The sequence below is a fragment of the Streptomyces sp. NPDC101227 genome (genome assembly GCF_044767545.1).
In the GTDB taxonomy this organism is placed as follows: domain Bacteria; phylum Actinomycetota; class Actinomycetes; order Streptomycetales; family Streptomycetaceae; genus Streptomyces.
The window spans coordinates 132,562-155,697 of sequence record NZ_JBIWOD010000013.1 but is presented as its reverse complement, the minus strand read 5'-3'; the positions used below and the strand labels follow the sequence as shown (position 1 = coordinate 155,697).

Here is a 23,136-nt window from a genome sequence, read left to right as displayed (position 1 = left end):
CCGGTCGCCTTCATGGAGCCTCCTGGCGGGCGTGGGATCGGGCGTGGGATCGGGTGTGGGGTCGGGTGTGGTCGGCCGCCGGGAACAGGGCCGCGGTCAAGGCGGTGAACTGGTGCTCAAGTTGCCGGACGGCGGCCAGGTTCCGTTCGGTGAGTGTCCGCCGCAGCTCCGCCGATCGCCGCTCCAGCGCCCGGAACTGCTCGAGCAGCCGATCGGCGTCGACCTCGCGAGCCGGGTGGCGGTACGCGGCAAGGCCCATCCGGTCCATGAGCGCGTCGCTCTTCGCCGCGTAGCAGAGCGCGAGCGTCGGCGTGCCGACCTTCAGCGCGCAGATCAGGTTGTGGTAGCGGATCGCCACCACGGTGTCGGCGGCCGCCGTCTCCTTCATCAGGTCGGCCAGCGAGGCCGCCTCGGCAGCCGTGACCAGCGGTGAGTCCACCGCGTCGAGGATCGCGTCGACCACCGGCGCGTCGACCTGGTCGCCGGTGAGCAGCCGGACCGGTCTGCCGTCCTCGACCAGCGCGCGGACGAACCGGATCGTCCCGTCGAGGTAGCGCCGGTGGATCTCCTCGGCCCGGGCGCGGTCGTCGTTGCCGCCGTGGAAGGCCATCACGCCGACGCAGACCGTGCCCGGTGGGTCCGCGGGCGCGATGGGGGTACCTCCCTGCTCTGGGGGCCCCTCCCGGCCGAAGGCTGGGGGAGAAGCCGAGAGCTCGGAGGCAGTCGGCGTCGGCAGGGCGAACGCGAGGTCCGGATAGACGTCGTCGCGCGCGGTGTCCACACCCATCGCACGCATCGCGTCGCGGGACGGGGCGTCCCGGTACGACCGGTACGCGGCCAGCCGCGCCGACCAGCGCACCAGGGCCCGGGTCGGCCGGTTGCCGATCGCGGCGGCGCCGACGCTGACCAGCGCGACCCGGGTGCCGAACAGCCGGCCACTCGCGCAGAGCAGGAACAGCGCGTACGGAAAGCCCCACGGCCGCAGCGGCAGCGTGGCCTCCAGGACGCCCATGCCCGGCACGATCACCACGTCGTGCCGCCGCACCCAGGCGGCGGTGCGGACGGCGTCGACGAGTTTGCCGAGCCCCTTCCCCGCGATCGCGCCCGCACGGGACGCGGTGCGGTACTCCCCGCGGTACCAGTGCAGCCGCGTCGCGGGGATCCCGTACCGGGTCGCGACGACTTCGGGTCCGCCGCACAGTGCGTCCACGACCGCGTCCGGATGCTCGGCGCGGAGGTACCCGAGCACGGCCTCGAGCGACCCGTCGTTGCCGAGGTTGCCGGAGCCGAGCAGGCCGAACACCCCGACGCGCACCGCCGTTTCCTTGGGGGGCTTCATGCCTGCCTCCGCTCACGGCCGGCGACGAGGGCGTCGACGGAGACGGTGAGCTTGGCCGGGTCGACCGGCGCGCGGTCCTCGACGCGCTCACCGGCGCCCGGCCGGACCCGGCTGGTCATCCATGCGGCCAGGTGGCGGTAGCACGCGCGCCGGTCGGCGGGGGACAACGGCGCCCGCCGGACCGCCGAAACGAAGCCCCAGACGTACTCGGCGAGCAGCCGGGGCGCCGGGTGCAGCGGGCCCGCCCGGCGCGGGTCCAGATTGACGCACCGGGAGCGCTTGCTCGGGTTCGCCCGCTCGGCGCGGGTGGGGTGGTCGCGGCGGAAGTACAGCAGCTCCGGAACCTGGTGGAAGCGCCCGTGCAGCGCGATCTCGGCGACGAACGTGCGGTCCGCGTGGTGGTAGCTGTCCATCGGCTTCACCCGGCGCAGCGCGGCGGCCCGGATCACCCCGTAGAAGTCGTCACCGCCGGGCTCGAACAGCATGCTGCGGAAGCGCTCCGGCGGGTGCGGTGAGTCGGTGGCGAGCGTGTACTCGTAGGGGACCTTCACCTGGCCGTCGCCGTCGATGACCGCCTGGTCGGCGTGCGCGAGGATCACGTCCGGCCGCTCGTCCAGCGCCTGAACGCAGCGCCGCAGCAGGTCCCGGCCGTACAGGTCGTCGTGCGAGGCCCACTTGAACAGCTCGCCGCGGCACTGGGTGAACACGTAGTTGTGGTTCGGCGTGGCGCCGACGTTCCGGAGCAGCCGGAGGTACCGGATGCGCGAGTCCTGCGCGGCGTACTTGCGGCAGATGTCCTCGGTCCCGTCCGTCGAGGCGTTGTCGGAGATGACCAGCTCGAAGTCCTCGTAGGTCTGGCCGAGCAGGGCGTCCAGCGACTCGGCCAGATACTCCTCGCCGTTGTACACGGGCAGGCCGATGCTCAGCCTGGGTCGGTCGGTCATGAGGTCCTCACTTCGGGGATGGGGTGGTGGTGGCGCTCGCGCAGGGCGGACCGCAGGTGCAGCCACCACACGGCCGAGCCGCTGACGGTCGCGGCGGCGACGCCCCAGGCCGAGCCGACCGTGCCGGCCACGGCCGCCCCGCCGAGCCCGCCGCCGACATAGCAAGCGGAGGCGAACAGCTGGGAGCGCAGGCTGCGCGGGGCCGCGCCGAGCGCGCGCAGTCCGGCCGCCGCGCCGGTGCCGAGGCCCGCGCCCGCCACGCCGAGGGCGACCGGCACGATCAGCAGCGCGGCGGAGTGCCAGACGCCGCCGAGCACGAGCTCGCCGAGCCGGTCCGGCATCAGCAGCAGCGCCCCGCCCCAGAGCAGCGCGGCGGCGGCCTGCCCGCCGCCCAGCAGGAGGCAGAACGTGCCAAGGCGGTGCGGGGCCCGCCGCAGCACCCGCGCCGCCTCCGGGACGGTGACCAGCGAAAGACCCATCAGCACGGCGAGGAACGGACCGAGCAGGAGCTCGGCGCCCCGCACCGCACCCACCGCGCCGACCCCGACGATCGCGCCGAGCCCGTACGCCCGCAGCTGGCTCGCGCCGCTGAGGCTGACGTTCTCGACCAGGTACCGGTAGCCGAGGTCGCGGTGCCCGCGAAGCCACTCGCGGGCTCCGGTCAACTGGGGCCTGATCCCGGACTGGAAGTAGCCGTACCCCGCGGCCACCGCGGCGGAGGCTCCCCAGGCGAGCACGAAAGCGGCCACGCTGCCCACGCGAGCCGCCACGACCAGGGCCGGGACGAGCGCGACGCCCCACACGAGGTCGTTGACGAACGCCTTCCGCCCGGTGCCGGCGGCGAAGAACGCGAACCGCCAGGCGTCCTGCAGCAGCAGCCCCGGCAGCATGACGCCAAGGGCGGCGAACGCGGGCCCCACACGGCCGCCCAGGGCCGGCCCGACCACCAGACACACCGCACCGATGGCGGCACCGACGCCGAGCGCGGTACCCGACGACCTGGCCACCGCCCCGCGCCAGGACGCGTCCGGCACGCCGCTGAAGCGCACCACGAGCGGATCGGTGGCCAGCCCGCGGGAGACGTTGAGCACCACGCCGTAGGTCACCCAAGCCAGGCTGAACACGCCGAACGCGGTGACCCCCAGCGAGCGGGCCACGTAGATCCCCACCGCGAAGTTGGTCATGCTGGAGGCCGCCTGGTCGGCCAGTCCCCAGGACAGGCGGCCGACGAGAGCCCGCCGGGCCGATCCGGCCGGTGCCGTCGCCTTCTCCTCCTCGGTGGTCATCCGGGTCATGCCTTGATCAGACCGGCGCCGTGCAAGGCGTCGGCCGCGGCGGCGACGGTGTCGAACGGCAGCCCGGACCGCTCGGTGACGTCCAGCAGGCTGTGCTCGCCGTCGGAGAGGCTGAGCACCCAGAGCATCGCCATCTGGGCCTGCTTGGTGTCGCTGCGGCCGCCGAGCGCGTCGTACAACCCGCGCCGGCCCAGCTGTGGCTCGCCGTAGGGGCTGAGGTTGGTGTACTGCCGGTTGCGGTCGAGGACGGAGAACGCCTCACGGCAGACGGCGAGTGTGTCCGCCATCGCCTCCGGGGAGACGAAGTCCGGGTTGTCCGCCGAGGTGTGGTACTCGGGGTAGCCGGCGTACGGGGTCCGGCTGAGCGAGCCCACGCCGAGGTCGAACCCCGGCGAGCAGAACTGCCGCTCGTCGTAGCCGTACGGAGTGAACTCATTGACGCGGTGCGGGCGTTCGGAGGCGGCCAGCACATGCCCCATCACCCGGTCGATCTCCGCATCGCCGCGTCTGCTCTGTTTGTACGTCAGTTGGCCCGAGTCGCCGGCACAGGCCAGCACGAGTCCGTGCTTGACCCTTCCCCGAGCTCTCGGCTCCTCCCCCAGCCTTCGGCCGGGAGGGGCCCCCAGAGCAGGGGATACCCCAATGACCCGCTCGGTGTTGCGGGCCAGCCAGGTGATCGCCCCGATGGTGCCGGGCGCGAAGATGAACCGGTAGGTGTAGTACGGCGTTTCCTCGGCCAGCGCCCGGGCCAGGAACGTCGCCACCGCGATGCCGGCGAGGTTGTCGTTGGCCAGCGACGGGTGGCAGACGTGGCAGGAGACGATCACCTCGTCGGGGACCTGGCCGGGGACCACATGCTCGGCGTAGGTGAGGTGGCCGTCCGCGAGTGTGGAGTCGATGCGCACCTCGTACTCGCCGTCCGGCAGCGCGTCCAGGGTCTCCTGGGCCAGGCAGAACCCCCATTCCGGTTTGTAGTAGCTGGTGCGGTACGGAACCCAGGACGGGTGGTCCGGCAGGGTGTGCAGGTGTTCACGCAGCTCGGCCAGCGGCATGGTCGCCGACACCGGCACGCTGTAGCCGAGCACATGCAGGCTGGACGCGGCGAAGTCGACGACCCGGTTGCCGGCGCTGTCGGCGATGTACGCGTCCCGGATGTTCCACTCCTGCGGCACCGTCCAGTCGAGCACCTGCGTCCCGGTCGGCACCTCGTGCACCTGCAGCGGAACGTACTCGCCGACGATTTCCAGGGTGGCGCGCACACCGTCGCCGGTGATGCTCCGGCACAGCGGATACAGCCGCTCCACCAGCGCGTGCATCTCGTCGCCGACCGAGGCCATCGGCTGCTCGCCGACCGCGGTCATCCGCGCCACCGCAGGGTGTCGTCGACGGCGCCGGCGTCGGACGCCGCGCGCAGCACGGCAAGGCGGGTGAAGCGTCGCTCGAAGTCGTCCTTGGTCAGGCTGAACTTCCGGTAGGCGTCGGCGAGTTCGAGCGCACCGTGCTTCACGGTCCACTCGCAGTCGAAGCCGGGGAGCGCGGCGCGGAACCGGGAGAAGTCCACCCGGTACGACCGCGGGTCGGCACCGGTCTCCCCGGTGATCACCACCTTCGCGCCGGACACCGCCTCGGCGACCTGCTCGGCGATCTCGGCGACCGTGACGTTGTTGACCTCGCTGCCGATGTTGAACGCCCGGTCGTGCACCGATTCCCGCGGCGCGACCAGCGCGGCCGCGAAGGCCCGTGCGATGTCGGCGGCGTGCACCAGCGGGCGCCAGGGGGTGCCGTCGGAGAGCACCAGCACCTCGCCGGACAGGAGCGCGTGGCCCACCAGGTTGTTCAGCACGATGTCGGCGCGCAGCCGGGGCGAGTAGCCGAAGGCGGTGGCGTTGCGCATGTACACCGGGCTGAAGTCGCCGTCGGCCAGAGCGTGCAGGTCGTCCTCGACCCGCACCTTGGACTCCGCGTACGGCGTTACCGGGCGCAGCGGGGCGTCCTCGGTCACCAGCCCGCCGCCGCCGGCGGCGCCGTAGACCGAGCAGGTCGACGCGTACAGGAAGCGCCGCACTCCGGCGTCGCGGGCCAGCCGGGCCAGCCGCACGGACGCGTGGTGGTTGATGTCGTAGGTGAGCTCGGGCGCCAGCGATCCCAGTGGGTCGTTGGACAGCGCGGCCAGGTGGATCACGGCGTCCACCCCGGCCACGTGTTCGGCCGTGACGTCGCGCAGGTCCACCTGGTGCCCCACCGGGTCCGCGGGCGTGGGGCCCAGCACACAGTCGGCGAACAGGCCGGCGTCGAGGCCGACGACCTCGTGCCCGGCGGCGGCAAGGACCGGGGCCATGACGGTTCCCAGGTATCCCTGGTGTCCGGTCAGAAGTACGCGCATGGTTCAACCCCCCAGGTTGAGCGTGAGTTTGGTGACGGCGAACGCTTCGGCGTATCGCTCGTGGCATTCGATGCCGCGGATCCGCGCGAGGCCGAGGAAGGCCTCCCGGTCGTACCAGGGCCGGTGCCGCTGCGAGGGGTAGTGCTCCTGCAGCAGCCGTACCTTCTGTTCGGCGATCTCCGGCGAGAGCGGCTGGTACGCCGCCATTCGGCCGAGGTCGCCGTCCCATTTGACGATCTCGTAGCCGAGCACGAGGTGGTCGCGGAACGCGGTGGGTATCAGCTGCGCCAGGCCGCGGTGATCCTGGTGCGCGTCATCGGTGCGCGGGGCCAGGATCAGATCCGGCTCGGTCTCCCCGCGCAGTTCCTCGACCGCCGCCTTGGCCTCGTCCCAGTGCACGGGCATCCGGCCGTCCGGCAGCTTGAGCACGGTCAACCGCAGGTCGGCGCCCGGGCAGAAGGCGGCCAGCGCGGCCTGCTCCTCCTGCTCGCGCTCGCTGCCGCCGCCGGAGAGCACCAGCGCGTCGACACGGAGGCCCGGCCGCGCGAGGCACAGCGTCAGCAGCGTGCCGCCGGCGCCGATGGCGATGTCGTCGCAGTGCGCGCCCACCGCGACGATCCGGTCCGGGCGCCCGGCCCCGAGCCGGATCACGCGCTGACCCCGGCGCTGTCCCGCTCCCACACGGCCCACGGGCGGTCGCCCCGCGCGTAGGCGTCGTCGAGCGCGGCCCGCTCCTTCACGGTGTCGGTCGGCTTCCAGAAGCCGCGGTGCTGGTGTGCTACAAGGCGGCCCTGCTTGGCCAGTTGGGCACATCCGTCGGCGACCAGGTCCCCGTTCTCCGGGATGTGGTCGAAGACCTCCTGGCGGAGCACGAAGTAGCCGCCGTTCTCCCAGAGCGGCAGTTCACTCACCGAGGTGATGCCCCCCACCAGGCCGTCCTCGCCCAGGTCCACGCAGTGGAACGAGGACTGCGGCGGCACCACCATCATCGAAGCACCGGCGTCGCGCCGGGCGAACCGGTCGATCATCTCCGGCAGCGGGGCGTCGGTGAGCACGTCGGCGTAGTTGGCGAGGAACATCTCGTCGCCGTCCAGGTGGTGCCGCACCCGGCGCAGCCGCTCCCCGATCGGCGACTCGATGCCGGTCTGCGCGAACGTGATCGTCCAGTCGGCGATGTCGGTGGAGAGCAGCTCGGTCCGCCCGCCCCGCAGCACGAAGTCGTTGGACGTCGTCTCCTCGTAGTTGAGGAAGAAGTTCTTGATGTGGTGCGCCCCGTACCCGAGGCACAGGATGAACTCCGTGTGCCCGAAGTGCGCGTAGTAGCGCATGACGTGCCAGATCAGCGGCCGCGGGCCGACCATCGCCATTGGCTTGGGCATGTCGTCGGAGGCTCCGCTGCGCATACGCAGCCCATAGCCGCCGCAGAACAGTACGACCTTCATGCTGCTACCTCTTTCACGACGTGACCTCGACAATGCTCAGTTCCGGGATGGGAAAGACAAGGCGGCCGCCCCAGTCGTGCACGAAGGACAGCTGCTCGACCAGCTCGGCCCGCAGGTTCCACGGGAGGACGAGGACGTAGTCCGGCCGGTCGGCGGCGATCTGCTCGGGCGGCAGGATCGGGATCCGGGTGCCCGGGGTGAACCGGCCGTGCTTGTAGGGGTTGCGGTCCACCGTGTAGGCGAGCAGGTCGGACCGGATGCCGCAGTGGTTGAGCAGGGTGTTGCCCTTGCCCGGCGCGCCGTAGCCGACGACCGTCTCGCCGCGCTCGGCCGCCTCGATGAGGAACTTGAGGAGGTCCCGGCGTACCTTGGCCACCCGCGCGGAGAACTCGGTGTACCCGGACAGCTCCTGCAGCCCGGCGGCCTTCTCCCGGGCGAGCACGTCGGCCACTCGGGAGGTCGGCTCGCCGGCCACCTCGGCCGGCCGGGCCCACAGCCGGATGGAGCCGCCGTGCGTGGGAAGCAACTCGACGTCCACGAGCGCGAGTCCGCCGCTGGCAAGCGCCCGGATCGCGGAAGCGACCGTGTAGTACTGGAAGTGCTCGTGGTAGATCGTGTCGTACTGGTTCTCCTCGATCAGGGTCAGCAGGTGCTGCACCTCGATGGAGACCCAGCCGTCGTCGGCGACCAGGGCGCGCAGCCCCTGGGTGAAGCCGACCACGTCGGGGATGTGCGCGTACACGTTGTTGGCCACGACCAGGTCCGCCGGGCCGTGCTCGGCGCGGACGGCCGAGCCGGTGTCGGGGCTCAGGAACTCCGTGAGCGTGGGCACACCGGCGTCCCGTGCAGCGGCGCCGACGTTCACCGACGGCTCGATGCCGAGGCAGCGGATCCCCCGGTCCACCACGTGCTTCAGCAGGTACCCGTCGTTGCTAGCGACCTCGACCACGAAGGCTTCCTTCTCCTCGGAGACGAGCCCCACCCGCTGGACGGCGTCGGCGACGAACGTGCGCGCGTGCTCCACCCAGGACGTCGAGAAGGAGGAGAAGTACGCGTACTCGCTGAACGTCTCCTCCGGCGTGATCAACGGAGGTATCTGCGCGAGCCAGCAGTCGGTGCAGACCCGCAGGTGCAGCGGGTACGCCGGCTCCGGCTTGTCCAGTTGGTCCGCGGCGAGAAAGCTCTCACATGGTGGCGTCGCCCCGAGATCGACGACGCTCGCCATCGCTTCCGAGCCGCAGAGTCGACATCGTGTCATTTACTGTCCCCATCCCCCCTGTTCGCGCGGGTGTCCCCGACGCGAGCATGTGCTGACCGACCCGCGATCGCGGTGCGGTACCCCTCCACCAGGCGCTCCAGCCCGACGGCCGGGCTGAAACCCTGCTCGTAACGGCGCCGGGCCGCCTGGCCCATCTCCCGGTTGCGGGCCGGCTCGGCCGCGATCCGGCGAATGCAGGACGCGAGCGAGGCGGCCTCGCCCGGCCGGTGCAGCAGACCGGTCACCCCGTCCTCGACGAGTTCGACGAAGGCGCCGTGACCGGCGGCGACGGCCGGGACCCCCGCCGCCATCGCCTCCACGACCACCAGGCCGAACGCCTCCAGCCACGTCGAGGGAGCCACCACGGCGACCGACCGCGCGACGGCCTGCCGGCACTCCGCCGGGTCGTACAGGCCGACGTAGCGCACGTCGTCCCGGCCCGCCGCCCAGGCCGCCACCTCCGGCTCCAGCGGCCCCGCGCCGGCGATCACGAGCGGCACGCCCACACCGCCGTCAGCGGCGAGCTCGTCCCACGCCGCCATGAGCAGCCGTACGCCCTTGGCCTCCGCGAGCCTGCCGAGATAGAGCAGATGCTCGCCGTCGCCCGTTCGGCACGCGCCCGGGTCGGGCACGAAGTTGTGCTTCACCGCCAGCCGCTCGGCCGGCATGCCGGACCGGACCAGGACGTCGCGCTGCGCCGCGGAGATGCAGAAGAACCGCTCCACGCCGGACCACCACCGCCGCCGGTTGACCGACAGGCTGACCGCGAGCGGCACCGTCGCCAGCCGGGAGCTCCGGTAGCAGCCGTGCCGGACGGCGGGCAGCGGCGCAGAGCCGACGCACTCAGTGCAGGGCCGGCCGTCCCGTTGCAACGTGCCGGGCGGGCAGACCTGGGTGTAGTTGTGCAGCGTGGCAACGGCGGGCACACCGGCGTCGGCGCAGGCGGCCAGCACCGCGGGCGACAGGAGCGGGAAGACGTTGTGGACGTGCACCACGTCCGGCCGCTCGGCGCGCAGCCGGGCGGCGAGCTCCGCGCGGACCGCCGGATTCCACGGCACCAGCAGCGGCACCTTGGCCTTGCGCAGCAGGGACATCGCGGCGATGTCGTCGCTGCGCCGCTCGAACACCTCGACCCGGTGGCCGGCCGCGCGCAGCAGCCCCACCTCCTGGTCGACGACGTTGTTCTCCCCGCTCGGCTGCGCCGAGGCGTAGCGGTTGTGCACCACGAGGACGTGCATGCTCAGGTCACCTCCCGGTCCCGGGCCCAGCGCGGGATGTGTCGTCGAGTGGCTGCGGGCGTCGGCAGCCGTGTGGCCGCGGCAGGCGCCGCCAGCAGCGAGGCGGCCAGGGCCAGATGCAGCAGATACGGCGAGGCGTCGCCAAGGCCTGCCTCGGTGTACGACGCGATCGCGCAGTAGCTGATCAGGAAGATTGCGCAGGCCCTCTGCAGCGACGGTGGCCGCAGCAACGCGACGCCGCCCAGCACGATGATGACCGCCGCGACCAGGGCGACGCCGGTCAGACCCTGTTCGTTGTAGACGGCCAGCCAGCTGTTGTCGATCGGCAGCCCGCCGAACGACTTGTCGCCCAGGCCCATGCCGAAAAGCTGCTCCGACGTCGTTCGGGGCGCCGCCAGCAGGGCGTCCCAGACCTTGGCCCGACCGGTGAGGTTGGAGAAGTTCTCCTGGCTCTGCCCGCGCAGGAACCACGCCTGCAGCGCGGAGCCCAACCCCACCACGGCCACGACGGCGCACAGCACCGCCCAGGTGAAGAACCGGCGGGCGGCGGCGCTGGTCAGGATGAGCGAGCCGATCGCCAACGCCAGCCCGATGAGCAGGCCGAGCGTGGCCGTCCGGGTATGGGTCAAGGCGAGCAGGACGACCGACGGGACGATGACCACCGCCGCGCCGGCCCGGTCGGTCCGGCGGCCCAGTACGAGCAGCACGGTGAGCCCGATGATCACCGCGGCGTACTGTCCGATCTGCGGCGGGGTGAGCGGCCACAACGCGCCGACCAGCCGCCCGCCGTAGAGCTCGGGCAGCGCCGCGCCCGGTGAGATGACCAGGCCGGCGGCCACCGACCCGAGCACCGCGAAGTACATCCGGATGTGGTGCCGGACGAACGTCAGGCCGCCGTCCCACCAGAGGCTGAGCAGCCACAGCGTGCCGACGAAGAGAGCCAGCCGGGCGCAGCGGAACAGCGCGCCGAACCCGGACTCCAGGTTCGCGCTGGAGATCACGCTCGTCACCAGCAGCAAGCTGAGCAGGAACACGTACGCACTGGCTCGGATGCGCAGCCGGAGATTGACCGCGAGCGCCAGCGCGAACGCGGCGACCAGCGCGCCCATGGTGACCATCTGGATCAGGGAGCGGGGCAGCGGGACGATGGTCTTCGCCCCGGCGGAGCCGAGCGTGTTGAGGATCAGCAGCCCCCAGGCGATCCCGACGATCTTCGGTGTGCCGGCCGGGCGCGGTGCGGCGCCGGGCCGCATGCCCGCCGTGTCCGGTCCGCCCGGCACCCCACTCCGCCGCAGGTCTGAGCCCATCTCAACCACCGGCCCGCAGGTCGAGCGTGCTGCCCGCGTCCTGCTGGTACGGCGCGACCTGCCACTGCGCGAAGTCGAGCACCTGACTCGGGTCGTGGGCGACGAACTTCCACGGTCCGACGTAGACGTTGTCGTGCCAGCGGTTGTGCTGCTTGCGGGTGATCGCCTCGGCCACCCGCTCGCCCTGGTACGGCGACCAGTCCGGATAGGTGCCGTAGTTGGCCAGCACCGCCATGCGGTCGCACTTCGCCGTGCAGTTGACGACGGACTTGTCCAGCACGAAGCGGTTGCCGTGGATGTCCACCCGCTGGGTCTTCCACCGGCAGCCGGCGTACAGCGGCGCTCTGGCGATCGCCGGCTTCGCGCAGCGGCGGGTGTCCCGCACCAGCAAGGTGCAGTCGCCGGACGAGGTGTTGGCCGGGCTGTTGCAGAACCGGTCGGCGTTCTCCCACAGGGTGATCCCGGACCAGTTGTTCTCCAGCACGTTCCGGTAGATCTCGATCTTGTCGGTGCGGGCTTCGACCCGTGGTTCGCCGCCTGACTCGGACACGTAGACGGTCGCGAACGGGAAGGTGTCACCGCGGTCGGCCGCCCTGCGGCCCTCGACCCAGTTGTTCCGCCGGATCGTGTTGTTACGGATGACCGCGTTGTAGCTGGTCTCGTAGATCAGCGCGGCGCCGTCGTTGGCCTCGAGCACGTTGTTCTCGATGCGGAAGTCGTTGTTGTTGGTGTCCGCCCACAATCCGGTGCCGCGGTTGTCGTGCACCCAATTGCCGCGTACGTCGGCGCCGTTGACGGCCCAGAACTTGATGCCGCCGGTGCAGCCGCAGCCCTCCCGGCGCCGCTCCCAGTCGCCGGTGTTGTTGCCCACGATCTCGTTGCCCTCGACCACCAGGCCGCTGATTCGTCCTTTGGGCTTGTACGCGTTCATGCCGTACTGGCCGTTGTCGCGCAGGCAGCTGGCGCGGACCTGCTGGCGGGCACCGGCCATCAGCCCGGCGCCGGAGTTGTCCTGGATCGTCGCGTGCTCGATCACCCACCCGTCGGCCGAGTCATGGTTGACCACGCCCTCGTCGGGCGGCGCGACGAAACCCTGCACGGTCAGGTAGCGGACGGTGACGTCGCGCGCGGCGCCGCCGAACGCGTACTGGTTCTTCATCCCGCCGTCGAGCACCGCGCCCGGCGCGCCGAGGTAGCGGTCCCCCTCTTTGGGGACGACCTGCGCGTAGCGGTCCGGGTCGAGCCTGTGCTTGCCCGGTCGAAGCCAGAACGTGGTGTGCGGCGGGCTGCTCTTGGTCTTCGCCGCCAGGTCACCGACCACCGCCGGGTCGACCGTCACCGCACCCGCCGGCGCCTTCGCCGGCCCGGCCGCGGGCTTGGCGCACACCCGGGCCACGGACCGGGCCACGGACATGGCGGACGTGGATGGCGCGGCCTTCGGCTCCGCTCTGGCTCCCGGCGTGCTCTCACAGCCGGTCGCCGCCAGCAGGGCCAGCGCCAGCGGTGCCGCCGCCAACGCCCAGTGCCGCCTCTCGTTCCCCACTCGCCCCCCTAGCCGCGGAACCTGAGCACGGTGGTGAACTCCCCCGACAGGGCAGTGCCATCGGCGAAGCCGCTGCCGACCAGCGTCGTGGTGGGTTCCTTGCGCCCGAAGCCGGGGGAGTACCAGCCCAGCGGCGGGTTGCTCTCGCCGCGATGCGCCCGCCACGACAGCTGGTCGGGCAGGTCGAGCGCCGCGGAGCGGTCCTCGCCGTCCCGGGTCCAGGTGAGCACCGCCCGGTTCCCCACCAGGTCCGCGGCGATCGCCGGGCCGAGGTGGAACGCCAGCTTCACGGCCCGGCGCGGGCCGCGCACCTCGTCGACCACCTTCAGCTCCTGGCTCGCGGCGGTCAGCTCCACCCGGCGGCGGTGCACGGAGCCCTGATAACCGTCGTGCTCGGCACACCAGCGGTCCGTCCCCCCGTCGCGGGCGTCGGAGGTGTCCGTGGCCACGACGCGGCTGCGGGCATGCCGGGTCCACAGGAACGGGCCGCCGGAGACGGACTGGTCACCGCCGTCCAATTGCAAGGTGTTGTGGCCGAGGGTCGACCGGAAGTACTGCCGCCACTCCGGCTGCCCGTGGTAGCAGAACGTCCCCGGGTCGGCGAGCACGTCGACCCCGTCGTGCCGGACCTCCACGGACAGCGCGTCCGCGTGGGCATGGGCGGCGATGGACAGGAACCCGTGCGGACCACCGTCGCAGCGGCACCAGATCTCGCCCGGACCGCGCAGGATGGTCATGCCCGCGTCGGCGAAGTGGCCCGGTCGGGTCGCCGGGCGGGTCACGGCCGGTGCGGTTCCGTTCTTCGAGTACGGCCGGATGAGCGCGGCCAGCAGCGGGGTGCGTACATCGGTGCCGGTCACTTCCGGCCACCAGGAGAGCCGGCCGAACACGGCGTCCCCGGTGGCCAGCAGCGAGGCCCAGCGGTCGGTGCCCGCGCCGTCCACGACCAGACCGTGACCGTCGTCCGCGTCCCCCTGGCGCGGCGGCCGCAGCCGGCTGTCCACGACGGCCGCGAGCGCGTCGGTCATCCGCAGCAGCACCAGCCGGACGGACGCGGGGACCGGCACGCCGGCGGCATCCGCCTCGGCCACCGCGGTCAGGCCGAGCTCCAGCACCAGTCCGTGGTACTCGGTGGCCAGCTCGCGGTTGAGGCCGGAGGCGAAGGTGTTGCCGCGCAGGTGCCGCTCCAGCGACCGCAGCGCGCCGGCCCGCCAACGCGCCGAGGACGGGAACCACCCGAACGCACAGGCCGCGGCGAGCTGCCCGGCGGCCTCGGCGATGACGTGGTTGTTCGCCGACGACCCCCGGCTGGGGAAGGCGGCCAGCCAGCGCTGGTGGTGCCAGATCTGGTTCAGCGCCACCGGGTTGTCCTCGAACAGCCCGGCCACGCCCGGGTAGCCGTCGAGCAACCGGCGGATCCACACCCAGGACAGCAGCCGTATCCCCAGCTCGATGCCGCTGATCCAGTGCACTCCGTGCAACGGCGCGTTGGCCGCCCACCACAACCGCAGGTGCTCGGCCACGCGCTCGGCGTACCGCTCGTCCCCGCTGACCGCGTAGGCGGCGGCGAGCACGGTGAGGTACTGATGCCGCGACGGCTCCCAGATCTGCTTGATGTCCCCGACCGCGTCCTCGTTCCGGTACGGCACGTCGAAGGCGTACCCCCACGGAGCCCGGCGCCCGGTCTTCGGGTCGTACCACCAGTCCGGGTCGGCCAGGTCGTCGCGGACCACCCCGAAGTACTCGGCGTGCCCGGCCATCAGCCGGTCCGCCTCGGCGAGGAGACGTTTCGCGGCGTCCGGTGGCACCGCGGCGATCGTCCCGGCGGGCAGTACCGCGGTGAACCGGGCGCCGGTCACGCTCGGGCACTCCGGCGGCGCCGACCGCCACCGTCGCCTGCGCACCGCGTCGCCCGCCCGGCCGCCGATCTCCCGCGGTCCCATCCGGGACAGGCGCCGCAGGTACCAGCCCGGACTCCCCGAGCTCACAGTCATCGCGTCCTCGCCAACGTCACCGGCGCACCGCCGGCCAGGCCGGCCTGCACGGCGAGGGTGGCCGCCGTGGTGGCGACCAGCGACTCCAGCGGCACCGGCATCGGCCCGCCGGTCCGAACTGCCCTGATGAACGCGGCCAGTTCGGTGTTCTGACCCTTGTCCCGGGCCTTGGGCAGCCGCGAACTGACCCACCGCTTGCGGCCGGCTGTGCTCTTTTCGAAATACAGCGAGGCGCGGACGAAGTCGTCGAGCCGCAGCACCTTGCCGTCCGCGACCAGGTCCAGCGTCTCCTTGGGGAACCCGGGCGCGCCGGTGGTGACGTAGCTGATGGTGGCGGTGGAACCGTCCGGGTAGCGCAGTACGACCTGGAGGTCCTCGTTGCCGGACGTGGCGACCGCGTACACCGATACCGGGTCGGCCTCGAGCAGCCAGCTCGCCGTGTCGATGAAGTGGCCCCCCTCGCCGGCGAACCGCGAGCCCTCGGTGCCCTGTTGGAGGTACCAGCTGCCGTGCGCGAGACGGCCCGCGTTGACCAGGTAGCGCAGGCTCGCCGGACCGGTCCGGGCGCCGAAACGCTTCCTGGCCTCCTGGAGCAGCGGCGCGAACCGGCGGTTGAAGCCCACCTGCAGCCGGTCGTTGCCGGACTCCTCCACCGCCGCGAGCACGCCGGTCAGCTCGTCCTCGGTGAGCGCCAACGGCTTCTCCACGAACACCGTCTTGCCGGCCAGCAGCGCCTGCCGGGTCAGTTCGGCGTGCGAGCTGTGGCGGGTGACCACGAACACCGCGTCGATGGACTTGTCGCCGAGCACGGCGTCGAGATCGGTGGTCGCCTCGGCGAAGCCGAACTTCCGCTTCGCGTTGGCCGCGGACAGCGCCGTCGTGGTGACGACCGTCGACAACTCGACGCCGTCGCGCTGCGCCAGGTGCGGCAGCAGCATCGACGTCGCGTAGTTTCCCGCGCCGACGAACGCGAGGCGCACCGGCGACTTGGCGGCCCGGGCCGGACTCCGCTTCATGCTTTTGGTGGACACAGCCACCGCGGGCACGGTCACCGCCGGGGCCTGCGCCTCGGCCGCGTCTCCCGTGTGTTCGGGGTACCGGAACAGCACGGCCACGGCCTTCAGGTCACCGTCCTTCAGGCGCTGGTACGTCTCGACGGCGTCATCGAAGTCGGCGATGTGGGAGACCAGGGGCTCCACGTCGACGCGGCCGCGGGCGACGAGGTCGAGGAAACACGCCAGGTTGCGGCGCTCGGTCCAGCGCACATAGCCGATGGGGTAGTCCCGCCCTTCGAGCTCGTACGAAGGGTCGTAGCGCCCGGGTCCGTACGAGCGGGAGAACCGGACGTCGAGCTCCTTCTCGTAGTACGCGTTCCACGGCAGGTCCAGACGGCACTTGCCGATGTCGACGACCCGGCCGCGGTCCCGGCAGAGCCGGGCCGCCAGCTCGACGGGCTGGTTGCTGCTGCCGCCGGCGGCCAGGTACACCTGGTCCACGCCGTGACCGCCGGTGAGCTCGGCGACGGCCGCTTCCACGGCAGCGGACGCGGGATCGCCGCAGGCCGCAGCGCCCAGCCGCTCGGCGAGCTCGCAGCGCACCGGGTCGGGGTCGGCCCCGACGACGCGGACTCCCGAGGCGGCCAGCAGCTGCACCACCAGCTGCCCGATCAGGCCGAGGCCGATGACGAGGGCCACTTCGCCGAGCTGCGGCTCGCCTTGGCGGACGCCCTGCATCGCGATCGACCCGACGGTGCCGAAGGCCGCGTGCCGCGGCGCGAGGCCGTCCGGCACCGGGGCGTAGAGGTTCTTCGGCACCCAGTTCAGCTCGGCGTGCAGCGCGTGCTCATTGCCGGCGCAGGCCACGAGGTCGCCGACCTTCACCTCGTCGATCCCGGCGCCGACCTGCTCGACCACCCCGCACAGCGAGTAGCCCAGCGGCGTGTAGGAGTCCAGCTTGCCCATCACCTTGCGGTAGGTGGCGGGCACCCCGTTGGTGGCCACGCTCTGCATGACCTTGGCCACCTGGTCCGGCCGGGAGCGGGCCTTGCCCACCATCGACATGCCGGCCTCGGACACCTTCATGAGCTCGGTCCCGGTCGATATCAGCGAGTAGGCGCTGCGGACCAGCACACCGCCCGGCTTGCACCCCGGCACCGGCACGTCGAGCACCGTCAGCTCGCCGCTCTTGTAGTTCTGCACAACCTGCTTCACCCGAACTCCTCTTGTTCCTACGCCGTCAGGGGAGCGTTCTGGCCGGAGCCAGAGGTCGCGCCGCGATACCAGTACTCGAGAGTCAGCACATGCCACAGATGCTTGGAGAAGTCCCGCTGCCCGGCGGCGTCCTCGGCGACCATCCGCGCCAGCGCGTCACGCCGCAGCAGCCCGGAACTGACGAGCACGCCGTCGTGCACCACCTCGCGCACCAGCGGTGCCAGATCCCGGCTCATCCAGGCGCGCAGCGGGGCGCTGAACAGGCCCTTGGGCCGGTACACGATCTCCCGTGGCAGCACCGAGGTGGCCGCCTCCTTGAGGACGGCCTTGCCCTGCCGTCCGACGATCTTGCGATCGCCGGGCACGGAGAACGCCGCCCTGACCACCTCGACATCCACGTACGGCACCCGCACCTCGGTCGAGGCGGCCATGCTCGATCGGTCCGTGTACGTGAGGTTCAGGCCCGGCAGGAACATCCGGGCGTCGCCCAGGCACATGCGGTTGACGAAGTCGTCGAGGTCGTTGTCCTGATAGATGTCCGCGTGCTCGGTCAGCACGTCCTCGACCGTCCCGGCCAGGTCCGGATCGACCAGGGCGAGCAGCTCGTCCTGGTCGTACATGGTGTAGCTGCGCCGGAACGCGGTCTCCTCCGGCAGATCGGCGAAGGAGAGGAACCGCTTCGCGAAGCGCACCGACCGGTACCCCCGGCGGGCCGTGGCGACCGGCAGCCGGTCCACGGCCGCGGACACCCCGCGTCGCAGGGGCCGCGGGACGCGCTGGTAGCGCAGCGCGAGCAGGTTGGCCAGGTGCTTGCGGTACCCGGCGAACAGCTCGTCGGCGCCCATCCCCGAGAGCATCACCTTGACCCCGGCCTCCCTGGCGGCCGAGCAGATCAGGAAGGTGTTGATCGCGGCGGGGTCGCCGATCGGCTCGTCCAGGTGGTACGTCATCTGCGGCAGCAGGTCGAGCACGTTCGGAGCGATCTCGATCTCGTGCAGATCGACGCCGAACCGCTCGGCCACCTGCCGGGCATAGCGCAGGTCGTCCGGCATCGCCTCGAACTTGGCGTCCTCGGCGCGGAACCCGATCGTGTAAGCGGAGATCCCGGGCTGGTGACGGGCCGCCAGCGCGGTCAGGTAGCTGGAGTCGAGACCGCCGGAGAGGAAGGTCGCCACGGGTACGTCGGAGAGCAGGTGCTGCCGGGTCGACTCCTCGACGATGGCGGCGAGGTCCGGCCGCTCGCCGGCCCGGGCCCGCTCCCGGCCCTCGGCGGCGACGTCCTTCAGGTTCCAGAACCGGCCGCGCTCCACCCGGCCGTCGGGCCGGCACCGCAGCCAGCTCCCGGGCGGCAGCTTCTCCGCTTCGCGGAACGCGCAGCGCGAGTCCGGCACCCAGTAGTACAGCAGCGAGGCCACCAGCGCCGCATGGTCCACCTCCAGCGACCCGCCGGTGGCGGCGGCGAGCGCCTTGAGCTCGGAGGCGAACACCAGGCCCGCGCCGCGCCGGAGCAGGAACAGCGGTTTGATTCCCAACTGGTCACGGGCCAGCACCAGTTCACCGGTTCGCTCGTCGAAGATCCCGAACGCGAACATGCCGCGCAGCCGGGGCAGGCAGTCCGTGCCCCAGCGCCGCCACGCCTCGAGGAGCACCTCGGTGTCGGAGGTGCCGCGGAAGCGCACCCCGGCGGCCGCCAACTCGGCGCGCAGCTCGGGCGCGTTGTACAGCTCGCCGTTGTAGGTGAGGGAGAGGCCGCCCGAGGCCATCGGCTGCGCGCCGGTCTCGGACAGGTCGATGATGGCCAGCCGGCGGTGCCCCAGGTGCACTTCGCCGTCACCGACGGGGTGGCTGTACCGGCCCGCCCCGTCCGGACCGCGGTGCGCGAGGGTGTCGGTGAGCCGGTCGGTCACGACCTTCCCGCCCGGCCACCGGTAAGTGCCTGCGATGCCACACATGTCCTACCGCGCCTCCTGGTCGTTGTCCGGGACCCGTCCCCGAGCGCTCAACTCCGTTCGGGCAGGGGAGGCCCCACTGGCCCACATCGGCTGCCGCTCCGTCCGCTGCCGGCCGTCCCCCACTGCCTTGACGGCGTGGGAGGTACCCCCACCGTTCTGCCGGGCCAACCGCTCGCTCTGGCCCCGCAGCGCGATGTGCAGCCCGTCCCACAGCGTGCCGTCGGTCCGGTCACGCGGATCGGGGTCGATCAGCACCACACCGATCACCGGAATGCGCTGGTCCGCGAGTTGCCTCGCCACGGTGTGCAGCCAAGCGGCGCTGCCGTGCCCGGCCCGCACGACGAGCACGGTCTGGGTGCCGAGGTACTGGAGGTCGGTCCACGCCGTGCCGGGCGCCACCGAGCCGATGCCGAGCCGGCGCTCCTGATCCGACACGGCCGCGGCACGCTCGCCACTGACCACGGTGGGGTCTCCTGGCTTCGGGCGGCGGCCTGCGAGCTGCGGGCCGGGCAGACCGTCGATGATCACCACTGGCCCTTCCGCCGCCAGCGCCCTGGCGACGTCCAGGGCGATCACGCTCGTGCTGCGCGCGCAGCCCAGTTCCAGCAGCGACACCGGTTCCGCGGAGCCGCGCACGATGCGGGCCAGGGACGCGGTGAGCCGTGTCCGTGCCGCCCGGGTCCGTCGGCGCTGCCACAACTTGCCCGACCGGCGGGGCAGCTCCGCGATGACCGAGGCGCCCAGGTTCGCCGCGATCTCCCGGCGCAGCACGGGGCGGTCCGCCACCACGCTGCCGACCGCGGCCACCGCGAGCCCGAGGACGAGCCCGAGGACGAGCCCGATCCCGGCGTTGGTGACCGCGGCCTTGGGCAGGGACTGTCGCACCGCGCGCGGGGCGTCCACGATCTGCGTGCCGGCGATGACCTGTGGCGTGCCGGTGCGCGCATCCGCGGCGCGTTGGTCGAAATCGGCGATCCGGGAGTTGAGCTCGGCCCGGCGGGCGAAGAGCGACTCGACGCCCGCCGACGCTTTCGGGTCGCTCGCCGGCGATCGGTCTCCGATCGCGCTGTTGACCTTGGCGAGTTCGTCCCGCATGCGGTCACGCTGGTCGACCAGGGCCTGGGCCTCGGCCTTCGCGGCTTCCCGCATCCGCCTCACATGGTCCGCGACGAACGCGTCGGCCAGCGCCTTGGCACGGGCCACCGCTTCCGCGTCGCTGTCACCTGTCACATCGATCTGCAGCAGGTTGTTGCTCAAGCCGGTACCCCGGTAATCCCGCATGAAGTCCTCCGGGTTTTCCGGTGACTTGAGGGACTGGAGGGCCTTGCCGGCGATCCGCGTGGTCCCCAGCAGCTCGACGTCGGTACGGATGAGCGTTCCGGTGTCGTTCGGCTGGTCCTCCTGATGCGCGACCAGCACCTTGGTCACCGCGGTCGGCGCCGGCGGCAGCAGGACCGCCACCGCCGCGCCGATCAGCAGCCCCAGCAGCGCCATGGAGCTCCAGAGGCGGCGGCGCCTGCGCACCGCCACCACCAGCGCCTGCAGGTCAAGGAGCGGAGCGGCGGGCGACGGCTCCGCAGTCTTGCTCGTCGTCACGCTGAACCCCCCGTCGCGTGGCCATGAGCCGCGAGCGCCGGAGCGGCCTCAAGCGGAGGATGGCCGGCAGTCCGCATCGGACGGGCCCGGACCGTGCCGGCGACGACGATGCCGACGACCTCATGCCCCGCTTCCGCACACGCCTCGGCGATGCCGGCGAGCTCCCCTGCGGTCCAGCTGCCCGCGCTGAGCACGACCAGGGCACCGGACTCGGTGCCGCGGTCCGGCACCATCGGCCGGTCCACCGAAACCCGAACCACCCGCAACATGGGGTATCCCCCGATCGAAGAGCCTGGGGAAGGATCGCTCTCGGCCTCGGCGACGAGCTGCCCGGCGGCCCGGCGGGCGATCTCGTCGCCGTCCGGGACTACGACCAACAGCCGCCGGGGGGACGGCAGTTGGTTCCGCAGGCGAGCGCACACCCGCCGGTAGCGGATCCGCCTGCCGGCCTCGCCGCCGGACGGCTGCGGGCTCGGCATGTCCCACGGGGTGTCGACGCCCAGCAGCCGGCGGATCCAGGCCCGCGGGCCACGCCCTTCCGGCCGGTGCACGGGCCGTACACCAGGCACGTCGACGGTACCCAGCAGCGCGGAGCCCAGCGCCGCGGCGATCTCCGGTTCGGTGCGCAGTCGGCGGTTCACCCGTGCGGCGGCGAGATGGCCGATGACCGCGAGCAGGAAGAACAGCAGCGCCCCGGCGACGATGAGCTGCATCCTCGTCGGTGGTGCCTCACCGGTCGGCCGGGCCGCCGGCCCCATGACGACCATGCTGGCCTTGTTGGCGGTCGCCGGGTCGGCCTCGTCCAGCTTCTTCATGGCCTCCTGCAGCGCGGTGCGCAGCTTCTCGAGCTCGGTGCGGGCCTGCACGCCCTCCACCGTCCGCCCCGGATCGGCCGCGTTGGCCAGCTCGGTGATGCGGCGGTTGGTCTGCACCACCTTCTCCCGCAGTGCCTCCGGCCCCGCCGCCGCGTCGGGGTCGGTGCCCTCGCCCGCGATCCGCGCGGCGAAGGTGACGAATTGCTGGGCCACCTGGTCGGAGAGCCGCTGTGCGCCCTCCGGGGTGTCGGCCGTACCCGAGATCGTGATGATGTTCCCGTCGGCGGCCTTGGCGTTCACTCGGTCCCGCAGCTCGTCGCCGGCGGGCCGGCCGAGCGTCGCAGCCGCGCGGTCAACCACCGCCGAACTGGCCGCGATCTGCGCCTGGGTCAGCAGCTCGCGCTCCTCCCACTGCCCCGCCAGCAGTACCGACGTCGACGACGTGTAGCTCGGCGGGAACAGCACAGAGGCGCCGTAGCCGACGACCGCGCCCAGCGCGGCGACGATGACGAGAAGCCGCCAGCGCCGACGGAAAATCCGCCCGATCGTGACCAGGCGTATGTCCTCGCTCAACGGCGCGGCCTCTTCCCTGTCCGGACCGGGCCGCCCGCCGACACCGGAGCGTGGTCACGGCACGCAGCGGCGTAGGCCGCGAGCAACGATCGCTGGGAGTTCCGCCAGGAAAGCTCCCCGCTGATCCGTTCTTGGCCGAGCTTTCCCATCCGGGCCCGCTGCTCCGGATCGTCCAGCAGCAGCGCGATGAGCCCGGCGAACTCGGCCTCGTCGTTGGCGGGCGCGTAGACGGCGGCGTCACCGGCGGAGACTCTCGCCTCCCGGAGGTCGAACGAGACGATAGGCCGGCCCATCACCATGTACTCCAGGACCTTGTTCATGGTCGACACGTCGTTGAGCGGATTGCGCGGGTCGGGGGAGAGGCACACGTCCGCGGTGGACAGGTAGCGCACCAGGTCGGCGTCCGGAATGCGCCCGGTGAACTGCACCTGCTCCGAGAGCCCGAGCCGCCGGGAAAGCTCCACCATCGCGTCGAAGGCGTCGCCGGCGCCGACGAACACCGCATGCCAGTCGGTCCGCCCGAGCTCGTCGCGCAGCTTCGCGAGGGCCCGCAAGGCGTAGTCGACGCCGTCCTGCGGCCCCATGACGCCGAGGTAGCACAGCAGATGAGGCTTGCCGCGCTTCAGCTCCGGCTCGGGCGGTACGGGGTGGAACCGGTCGATGTCGGGCGCGCTGCGCACCACGAAGACGTCCGCCGGCCGCTTACGGCCGCGGCGCACCGCGACGTCCCGGTAGCTCTCGTTCGTGGCGAGCACGATGTCCGCGGCCCGGTAGGTCCGCCGCTCCAGCGCGCACACGGCGCGGTAGAGCAGATCCTTGCCGCGGTCGAACCGGGAGAGGTACAGCTCGGGTACCAGGTCGTGCTGGTCGAAGACGAACCGCGCGCCGCGCCGCTTCAGCCACAGTGCCGGCAGGAACAGCAGGTCGGGCGGGTTGCAGGCGTGGACCACGTCGACCGGGCCGACCTTGCGGGCCAGCCGGAGCGTATGCCACAACGCCGATCCGTACTCCCGCAGGTAGCCGGCCGGCCCTCCGGTGGCCGCGCGCAACGGGTAGCGGTGGATCCGCACCCCGTCGATCTCCGCCTCCGGCTCCGTGTCCCGCTTGCTCCCCCGGGGACAGATGACGTGCACCTCCCAGCCCGCGTCGCGCAGCGTCGTGCACTCCTGCCACACCCGCCGATCGAACGGCACCGACAGGTTCTCCACCAGGATCAGCGCGCGCCGGTTCGGCCGGTCGCCGCTCAT

17 protein-coding genes are annotated in these 23,136 nt (G+C 72.1%); all 17 read right to left on the bottom strand.

The genetic code is table 11. The features are described 5' to 3' along the window. Positions 1-10 precede the first annotated feature (10 nt). Genes ACIRPT_RS27790 through ACIRPT_RS27710 form a run of 17 tightly spaced genes read right to left on the bottom strand, consistent with a single transcriptional unit; the run spans position 11 to position 23,136 of the window. Complete coding sequence (locus tag ACIRPT_RS27790) at positions 11-1,339, bottom strand: polysaccharide pyruvyl transferase family protein (protein WP_403831837.1); 1,329 nt, start codon at positions 1,337-1,339, stop codon at positions 11-13. Continuing rightward, positions 1,336-2,283 carry a glycosyltransferase family 2 protein gene (locus ACIRPT_RS27785; protein ID WP_403831834.1) on the bottom strand — a complete coding sequence of 316 codons (948 nt, stop codon included), beginning with the start codon at positions 2,281-2,283 and terminating at the stop codon, positions 1,336-1,338. The genes ACIRPT_RS27790 and ACIRPT_RS27785 overlap by 4 nt, the downstream gene beginning before the upstream one ends. Continuing rightward, entirely contained in the window at positions 2,280-3,569 is a 1,290-nt protein-coding gene (locus ACIRPT_RS27780; RefSeq protein WP_403832018.1) for a hypothetical protein, read from the bottom strand. The genes ACIRPT_RS27785 and ACIRPT_RS27780 overlap by 4 nt, the downstream gene beginning before the upstream one ends. A 5-nt stretch (positions 3,570-3,574) precedes the next feature. Beyond that, positions 3,575-4,939, bottom strand: a complete 1,365-nt coding sequence (locus tag ACIRPT_RS27775; RefSeq protein WP_403831832.1) for a DUF4910 domain-containing protein — start codon at positions 4,937-4,939, stop codon at positions 3,575-3,577. Then, positions 4,936-5,961: an NAD-dependent epimerase/dehydratase family protein gene (locus ACIRPT_RS27770; protein ID WP_403831829.1), complete on the bottom strand. Its 1,026-nt coding sequence runs from the start codon at positions 5,959-5,961 to the stop codon at positions 4,936-4,938. The genes ACIRPT_RS27775 and ACIRPT_RS27770 overlap by 4 nt, the downstream gene beginning before the upstream one ends. 3 nt (positions 5,962-5,964) lie before the next feature. Continuing rightward, complete coding sequence (locus ACIRPT_RS27765) at positions 5,965-6,612, bottom strand: PIG-L deacetylase family protein (protein ID WP_403831826.1); 648 nt, start codon at positions 6,610-6,612, stop codon at positions 5,965-5,967. Next, positions 6,609-7,403 (bottom strand): glucose-1-phosphate cytidylyltransferase, encoded by a 795-nt coding sequence (locus tag ACIRPT_RS27760; protein WP_403831823.1) that lies wholly within the window; start codon positions 7,401-7,403, stop codon positions 6,609-6,611. Before ACIRPT_RS27760 ends, ACIRPT_RS27765 begins: the two co-directional genes overlap by 4 nt. 13 nt (positions 7,404-7,416) lie before the next feature. Then, complete coding sequence (locus tag ACIRPT_RS27755; protein ID WP_403831821.1) at positions 7,417-8,661, bottom strand: class I SAM-dependent methyltransferase; 1,245 nt, start codon at positions 8,659-8,661, stop codon at positions 7,417-7,419. After that, complete coding sequence (locus ACIRPT_RS27750; RefSeq protein WP_403831818.1) at positions 8,658-9,899, bottom strand: glycosyltransferase; 1,242 nt, start codon at positions 9,897-9,899, stop codon at positions 8,658-8,660. The genes ACIRPT_RS27755 and ACIRPT_RS27750 overlap by 4 nt, the downstream gene beginning before the upstream one ends. Before the next feature lie 2 nt (positions 9,900-9,901). Further along, a complete protein-coding gene (locus tag ACIRPT_RS27745; RefSeq protein ID WP_403831815.1) occupies positions 9,902-11,206 on the bottom strand; it encodes an O-antigen ligase domain-containing protein in 1,305 nt (434 codons plus the stop codon). A 1-nt stretch (position 11,207) separates the two neighbouring features. Then, positions 11,208-12,749, bottom strand: a complete 1,542-nt coding sequence (locus tag ACIRPT_RS27740; protein WP_403831813.1) for a right-handed parallel beta-helix repeat-containing protein — start codon at positions 12,747-12,749, stop codon at positions 11,208-11,210. 8 nt (positions 12,750-12,757) lie between these two features. Then, on the bottom strand, positions 12,758-14,743 hold the full coding sequence (locus tag ACIRPT_RS27735; protein WP_403831811.1) for an alginate lyase family protein: 1,986 nt from the start codon (positions 14,741-14,743) through the stop codon (positions 12,758-12,760). Next, on the bottom strand, positions 14,740-16,953 hold the full coding sequence (locus ACIRPT_RS27730; protein ID WP_403831809.1) for a bi-domain-containing oxidoreductase: 2,214 nt from the start codon (positions 16,951-16,953) through the stop codon (positions 14,740-14,742). The genes ACIRPT_RS27735 and ACIRPT_RS27730 overlap by 4 nt, the downstream gene beginning before the upstream one ends. A 17-nt stretch (positions 16,954-16,970) precedes the next feature. Further along, positions 16,971-18,905: an asparagine synthase (glutamine-hydrolyzing) gene (gene asnB / locus ACIRPT_RS27725; RefSeq protein ID WP_403831807.1), complete on the bottom strand. Its 1,935-nt coding sequence runs from the start codon at positions 18,903-18,905 to the stop codon at positions 16,971-16,973. 3 nt (positions 18,906-18,908) lie between these two features. Continuing rightward, the gene (locus tag ACIRPT_RS27720; RefSeq protein WP_403831805.1) at positions 18,909-20,501 is read right to left on the bottom strand and encodes a Wzz/FepE/Etk N-terminal domain-containing protein; all 1,593 of its coding nucleotides are present in this window, start codon (positions 20,499-20,501) and stop codon (positions 18,909-18,911) included. Next, positions 20,498-21,889, bottom strand: coding sequence for a Wzz/FepE/Etk N-terminal domain-containing protein (locus ACIRPT_RS27715; RefSeq protein ID WP_403831803.1), 1,392 nt, complete (start codon positions 21,887-21,889; stop codon positions 20,498-20,500). Before ACIRPT_RS27715 ends, ACIRPT_RS27720 begins: the two co-directional genes overlap by 4 nt. Continuing rightward, on the bottom strand, positions 21,886-23,136 hold the full coding sequence (locus tag ACIRPT_RS27710; RefSeq protein ID WP_403831800.1) for a glycosyltransferase family 4 protein: 1,251 nt from the start codon (positions 23,134-23,136) through the stop codon (positions 21,886-21,888). The genes ACIRPT_RS27715 and ACIRPT_RS27710 overlap by 4 nt, the downstream gene beginning before the upstream one ends.